Origin of the sequence: Xanthomonas cannabis pv. cannabis (genome assembly GCF_000802365.1) — a bacterium.
In the GTDB taxonomy this organism is placed as follows: Bacteria; Pseudomonadota; Gammaproteobacteria; order Xanthomonadales; family Xanthomonadaceae; genus Xanthomonas; species Xanthomonas cannabis.
Genome location: NZ_JSZE01000159.1, coordinates 1 through 6,508 on the forward strand (window position 1 = coordinate 1; position 6,508 = coordinate 6,508).

Annotated in this window: 7 protein-coding genes and 1 pseudogene; 6 read left to right on the forward strand and 2 right to left on the reverse strand. The window is 64.6% G+C overall.

All coding sequences use genetic code 11. The features are described 5' to 3' along the window. Nucleotides 1-321: 321 nt before the first annotated feature. The 6 genes and pseudogenes from mazG to gcvH form a co-directional block, all read left to right on the forward strand. Nucleotides 322-1,131, forward strand: a pseudogene (mazG, locus tag OZ10_RS18975) (nucleoside triphosphate pyrophosphohydrolase); the annotation flags it as partial. Nucleotides 1,132-1,175: 44 nt separating this feature from the next. Continuing rightward, on the forward strand, nucleotides 1,176-1,511 hold the full coding sequence (locus OZ10_RS18980; protein WP_039408885.1) for a YnfA family protein: 336 nt from the start codon (nucleotides 1,176-1,178) through the stop codon (nucleotides 1,509-1,511). A 131-nt stretch (nucleotides 1,512-1,642) separates the two neighbouring features. Continuing rightward, on the forward strand, nucleotides 1,643-2,608 hold the full coding sequence (locus OZ10_RS18985; protein ID WP_039408887.1) for an SPFH domain-containing protein: 966 nt from the start codon (nucleotides 1,643-1,645) through the stop codon (nucleotides 2,606-2,608). Nucleotides 2,609-2,611: 3 nt separating this feature from the next. Then, nucleotides 2,612-3,046, forward strand: a complete 435-nt coding sequence (locus OZ10_RS18990; protein ID WP_039408890.1) for an NfeD family protein — start codon at nucleotides 2,612-2,614, stop codon at nucleotides 3,044-3,046. A gap of 155 nt (nucleotides 3,047-3,201) precedes the next feature. Then, on the forward strand, nucleotides 3,202-4,311 hold the full coding sequence (gene gcvT / locus OZ10_RS18995; protein WP_039408893.1) for a glycine cleavage system aminomethyltransferase GcvT: 1,110 nt from the start codon (nucleotides 3,202-3,204) through the stop codon (nucleotides 4,309-4,311). A gap of 149 nt (nucleotides 4,312-4,460) precedes the next feature. After that, the gene (gcvH, locus tag OZ10_RS19000) at nucleotides 4,461-4,856 is read left to right on the forward strand and encodes a glycine cleavage system protein GcvH (RefSeq protein ID WP_039408896.1); all 396 of its coding nucleotides are present in this window, start codon (nucleotides 4,461-4,463) and stop codon (nucleotides 4,854-4,856) included. A gap of 524 nt (nucleotides 4,857-5,380) precedes the next feature. Here the strand turns inward: gcvH and OZ10_RS19005 are convergent. Next, a complete protein-coding gene (locus OZ10_RS19005; RefSeq protein WP_139052485.1) occupies nucleotides 5,381-5,629 on the reverse strand; it encodes a hypothetical protein in 249 nt (82 codons plus the stop codon). A gap of 219 nt (nucleotides 5,630-5,848) precedes the next feature. After that, the gene (locus tag OZ10_RS22955) at nucleotides 5,849-6,268 is read right to left on the reverse strand and encodes a hypothetical protein (RefSeq protein WP_052210071.1); all 420 of its coding nucleotides are present in this window, start codon (nucleotides 6,266-6,268) and stop codon (nucleotides 5,849-5,851) included. Nucleotides 6,269-6,508: the final 240 nt, after the last annotated feature.

Consider the following 6,508-nt stretch of genomic DNA (forward strand, 5'->3'; position numbering starts at 1 on the left):
TGGCTGGCGTAAGCGTGCCCGGCGAAGGCCGGCAGCGTCGGTGTGCCGGTCTGTGACGCATGCGCGCCCGTCGTGGCACGCCCCCCACGCGCGCCGAGCACTCGGTCGCGGCCCGTATCGCGTTTGTGCTGCGTGCCCACGATGCTGGTTGCGCACCGCGGTATCCACCAGCCCCGTATCGGCAGACAGGTACACTGCGGCAGCCTTACGCGCCTGAGGTTCATCCGCTGCGCGCATCCGCGATTGCCACGCTGACGCCGCATTGCGCCCGGAGCATCGTGGCGGCGCCGTGCGCCTGCCCACTGTTTTCAGGAAGACACCATGTCCCAGACTCCGCCCACCGGCGACATCCAACGCCTGCTGCAGCTGATGGCACGCCTGCGCGATCGCGAGCACGGGTGTCCCTGGGATGTGGAGCAGACCTTTGCCAGCATCGCCCCGTACACCATCGAAGAGGCCTACGAAGTGGCCGACGCGATCGATCGCAACGACCTGCCGGGGTTGCGCGACGAGCTGGGCGACCTGCTGTTGCAGGTGGTCTTCCACGCACAGATGGCGGCCGAGCAGGGCGCGTTCGGGTTTGCCGATGTGGTCGCCACGCTCAGCGACAAGCTGGTGCGTCGCCACCCGCACGTCTTCGCAGCGCAGGCGGCCGGCGACGCCCAGGCGGTGAGCGCCAACTGGGAACAGATCAAGCGCCAGGAGCGCCGCGCCGCCGGACACCAGGACGACTCGGCGCTTGCCGGCATCGCGCGCGGTCTGCCGGAGTGGCAGCGCTCCACCAAGCTGCAGTCGCGCGCGGCGCGGGTCGGCTTCGACTGGCCGGGCCCTGCGCCGGTGCTGGATAAATTGCAGGAAGAACTCGACGAGTTGCGCGTGGAATTCGCGCGTGGCCCGGTGGCCGACAATCAGGCGCGTCTGGAAGACGAACTCGGCGATGTGCTGTTTGTCTGCGCCAACCTCGCGCGGCATGCCAAGGTGGACGTGGGCGCGGCACTTCGGCATGCCAACCTGAAGTTCGAACGCCGCTTCCGCGCAATGGAAGCCCTGGCGCATGCGCAGGGCACCGGACTGGACGCGCTGCCGCTGGGCGCGCAGGAAGCATTGTGGCAACAGGTCAAACAGGACGAAGTTGCTGCAGCCCCGATGCCCGATTCGGACCCTGTGGTACGCCGATGAACTCCGCGCTGGGCACGCTGCTGCTGTTCGTCGCCACCGCCGTGGCCGAGCTGGTGGGCTGCTACCTTCCTTATCTATGGCTGCGCAAGAGCGGCAGTGCGTGGCTGCTGCTGCCCACCGCACTGAGCCTTGCGCTGTTCGTGTGGCTGTTGAGCCTGCATCCCACTGCCAGCGGACGCACCTACGCAGCCTATGGCGGGGTCTACATCGCCAGTGCGCTGCTGTGGTTGTGGTGGGTGGACCGCGTCACGCCCACGCGCTGGGACCTGCTCGGTGCCGGCTGCTGCCTGCTGGGCATGGCGGTCATCATGTTCGCGCCACGCAACGCCTGAGCCGGGTAGGCGCTGGTCGCGCACGCCGGCCGACGTAGCGCCGCGCAGCCTTGTCCGTTGCCGCCAGTGTGGTGTGTGCAGCGGGTGCATACTTCGCGCAGGACCGACTCGTCACTGCAAAGAGGCTGCACATGTTTCCAACTTCGTTTCTGGCCATCGCCGTTCTGGTTGCCGGCGTCATCGTGTTGTTCAAGACCGTGCGCATGGTGCCGCAGGGATTCCAGTGGACGGTGGAGCGCTTCGGCCGCTACACCCACACCATGAGTCCCGGGCTGCACTTCCTGGTGCCGGTGGTCTACGGCGTGGGCCGCAAGATCAACATGATGGAACAGGTGCTGGATGTGCCCAGCCAGGACGTCATCACCAAGGACAACGCCGTGGTGCGCGTGGACGGGGTGGTGTTCTTCCAGGTCCTGGATGCGGCCAAGGCCGCCTATGAGGTCTCCAACCTGGAAATCGCCACGATCGCGCTGGTGCAGACCAATATCCGTACCGTGATCGGTTCGATGGACCTGGACGAATCGCTGAGCCAGCGCGAAACCATCAATGCCCAGTTGCTGAGCGTCGTCGACCAGGCCACCAATCCTTGGGGCATCAAGGTCACTCGTATCGAGATCCGCGATATTCAGCCGCCGCGCGACCTGATCGATTCGATGGCACGGCAGATGAAGGCCGAGCGCGAAAAGCGCGCACAGATTCTCGAAGCCGAAGGCTCGCGGCAATCGGAAATCCTGCGCGCCGACGGTGAGAAGCAGGCCGCCGTGCTCGAAGCCGAAGGCCGCAAGGAAGCCGCCTTCCGCGATGCCGAAGCACGCGAGCGGCTGGCCGAGGCAGAAGCCCGCGCCACCCAGGTGGTGTCCGATGCGATCGCCAACGGTAGCGTGCAGGCGATCAATTACTTTGTTGCACAAAAATATGTGGAGGCGTTCAAGGCGCTGGCCACCGCACCCAACCAGAAGTTCGTGCTGATGCCGATGGAATCCAGCGGCATCATCGGCTCGATCGCCGGCATCGCCGACCTGGCGAAGGAAGCGCTGGGCAAGCCCGATACCGCCGGCGTACGCGTGCCGCCGATGCCGCCGCGCGCGGGAGTCTGAGCCATGCGCTGGGATGTGGTGGTATGGGCGGTGCTTGCGTTGCTGTTGATCGCCGCCGAGACCTTGGTGCCGGGTGCATTCCTGTTGTGGATGGGCATCGCCGCGGCGGCGGTGTGCCTGCTGGTGCTCGCAATGCCGGGCATGTCGCTGCTGGTGCAGATCGTGGCGTTCGTGCTGCTCAGCTTCGTGTCGGTGCAGGTCTATCGCAGCTGGTTTCGCGGCAAGGGGCGGCAGAGCGATCGGCCCTTGCTCAACCGGCGCGCCGAGCAATTGATCGGCCGTCGCGTGCTGCTCGATCAGCCCATCCACGATGGCCGCGGTCGCGCAAAGGTCGACGACGCGTTCTGGGTGGTCAGCGGTCCGGAACTGCCGGCCGGCGCACCGGTGCGTATCGTCGGTGTGGATGGCATGACCCTGCTGGTGGAAGCGGCCGGCTGATGCGTGTGCAGATATAGCGTGCTGCTCCGGATGCTGCAGTGCGGGGTGGCAGTGTCAGGCACGCGCGTCCTGGATTCCGGCTGTGCGGATGCACGGCTTCCCCGCAAGTGCGGCTGGGCGGCGATAATGGGCGTCTTTCCCTTGGACCGGCGCTCATGACCCAGAAGACCATCCTCAACGACACCCATCGTGCGCTCGGCGCCAAGATGGTCGACTTCGGCGGTTGGGACATGCCGATCCATTACGGCTCGCAGCTGGACGAGCACCATCAGGTGCGTCGCGACGCCGGCATGTTCGATGTCAGCCACATGACCGTGGTCGACCTGCACGGTGCGCGCGTGCGCGAGTTCCTGCGCTACCTGCTGGCCAACTCGGTAGACAAGCTCAAGGTCGCCGGCAAGGCGCTGTACACCTGCATGCTCAATCCGCAGGGCGGAGTGATCGACGACCTCATCGTCTATTACATGCGCGAAGACTTCTTCCGCCTGGTGGTCAACGCCGCCACCCGCGAGAAGGACCTGCAGTGGATCGGCGAGCAGGCGGCCCGCTTCGAGGTGCGCGTGGAAGAGCGCGGCGACTTCGCGATGATCGCGGTGCAGGGCCCCAACGCCCGCGCCAAGGTCATCGACCTGCTCGATCCTGCCGACACCGCCGCGGCGAGCAAGCTCAGCCGTTTTGCCGCATTGCAGACCCGATCGCGCGATGGCATCGAACTGTTCCTGGCACGCACCGGATACACCGGCGAAGACGGTTTCGAGATCGTGCTGCCGCAGGACGCTGCAGTGACGTTCTGGAATGCGCTGCTCGCGCAGGGCGTCAGGCCGGCCGGCCTGGGAGCACGTGACACCCTGCGGCTGGAGGCTGGCATGAACCTGTATGGACAGGACATGGACGACGCAGTCACTCCGTATGAGGCCGCACTGGCCTGGACGATCACGCTCGACGAAGGCCGCGACTTCATCGGCCGTGCCGTGCTCGAATCGCAGAAGGCGCACGGTGCGCCGCGCCAGATGATCGGCGTGGTGATGGATGAGAAGGGCGTGCTGCGGCACGGCCAGACCGTGCTCACCGCTGCCGGTCAGGGCGAAATCCTGTCGGGCACGTTCTCGCCGACGCTGGGCAAGGCGATTGCCTTTGCACGCGTGCCGGCCGGCAGCATCGAGCAGCTGCGCGTGGACATCCGCGGCAAGCAGGTGCCGTTGCGCGCAGTGAAGTTCCCGTTCGTGCGCGACGGCCAGGCGCAGCCCGGCGTCCTGGGCGACTGAGCCGGACGATGTCGGCCGTCGCTGGCCGGCATCATGCAATCGCATGCAACCCAGCCATACCGCCGCGCGTGCACCTGTCTTGTCGCGCGGTCTAAACTAACCACCTGTCCCGACCCCATTCCCTGACCCAACATTCCCGGAGCACACCCATGAGCGAGATTCCTGGCGACCTCAAGTTCCTCAAATCCCACGAGTGGGCCCGCGTCGAGAGCAACGGCCGCGTGACCGTCGGTATCTCCGATCACGCACAGGGCTTGCTGGGCGATCTGGTCTACGTCGAACTGCCGAGCGTTGGCGACACCGTGCAGGCCGGCAACGGCGCCGCGGTCGTCGAGTCGGTCAAGGCGGCGTCCGATGTCTACAGCCCGGTCAGCGGGACCGTGGTCGAGGTCAACAGCGCGCTGGGCGACAAGCCGGAAACCATCAACGAAGACGCCTATGGCGAAGGCTGGATCTTCGTCGTCGAACTCGACGACAAGGACCAGCTCAACGAACTGTTGTCGCCCGACGACTATGCCGAGCTGCTCGAAGACGACGATCACTGAGGCGATCTCGCCTGCTGCACTCCGATGGCCGCTCCTGGAGCGGCCATTTTTTTGCGCGATGCGGGAGATGCCGATGCGCGAGCATGACCGGGTGGGCGCTTGGATAGTCGCCTGTGCGCGCGCTCGATCGGCCATGCGCATCAAGCGCCGACGGCAACGCGACCACGTCGGATGGCGGCATCCATGGCGCGGTAATCCGATGCGAACACCGGCGAACACGCGCGTCGGATTTCTGACGTGAGTCACCCGTGAGGGTCTGGCGTGCGCCTGGTGAAAAGTTGCCCGTGGCAACGCGCGTCGACCAACCGAGTCAGCGCGCGCTGCATGTGGCGACCAACGTGCAACGACACGCATGCGGCGATCAAACGACGCTATAAGTTTGCGCATTTGGGCATGCGCGACACCAGAAGTGGAGTCGCCGGGCAAAAAATTTTCAGCTGGCGGACAGGCGGCGAACACTGCCGCGACGTGCAGCGCACTGTCGTGGCATCGGGGCGGCGCACGACACGCGTCGTTGCAGCGATTTAGAAAAACAGCAGAAAAGAAGTGCTTTTTTTGATGGCTATGGCGCGGCGGTGCGCACGTTGGCGGTGCGCCGTGCCGCCAACGTGGTGCGCTTGCCGGACGTCGATGCCAGGCATGGCGATGGCGAACTGAAAAAAAATTGCAAAAGAGTGTTGACAGTAAAAAAAAGCGTGATTAGGTTTCGCCCAGCAGACATTGCTGCGAAAGAGAGTGAGCAGAATCGACATCAAGCCGACACGCTTGTTCAAGACGTCCACCAAAGCACGATCACTGGTGGAGTCGGGTCCGCTTCTCTCCAGAAAAGCAGTTGTCGTTTCGATCACGCACCCGCGTCGCCGTTCGATGCGGGTGTTTCTGTATCCGTCCCGTCGCGCATCATCTGCGGACGGTTCCCGACGACGGCATGCCGGCGCGGGGTTTGGTTCAACTGGGCGTTTCATCTCCATAGTTCACTGACGAGGAGCCAATTACATGGCCATTAAAAAAGCTGCGAAAAAGAAACCCACCGCCAAGAAGGCAGTGAAGAAGACCGCCGCCAAGAAGGCGACCAAGAAGGTCGCGAAGAAGGCAACCGCCAAGAAGGCAGTGAAGAAGACCGCCGCCAAGAAGGCCGTCAAGAAGACTGCGAAGAAGGCAACCGCCAAGAAGGCAGTGAAGAAGACTGCCAAGAAGGCAACCAAGAAGACTGCCGCCAAGAAGGCAGTGAAGAAGACCGCAAAGAAGGCGACCAAGAAGACTGCCGCCAAGAAGGCCGTCAAAAAGACCGCCAAGAAGACTGCGAAAAAGGCCGTAGCGAAGAAGGCGACCAAGAAGTCCGCCACCAAGAAGTCCGCTACCAAGAAGCCTGCAGTGAAGAAGGTCGCCAAGAAGAAGCCGGCCGCTCGCAAGAAGAAGGCCGCTCCGGTCGCGCTGCCCGCCACCCCGGCACCGCTGATCTGATCTGCAACACCCGATCGCCGTAAACATCGAGCTCTCTCCCCGACGCCCAGCGGGGAGGGAGCTTTTTTATTGCACGGCCGTCCGGGCCGGGCGCGAGGCCGTGATCGCGCAGCGACCGTAGTCGGCACGACGGTCGGTCATGCGGTGGTGGTGCAGGGCAGGGCAGGCGTGGTGCGGGCGAGCCTTGC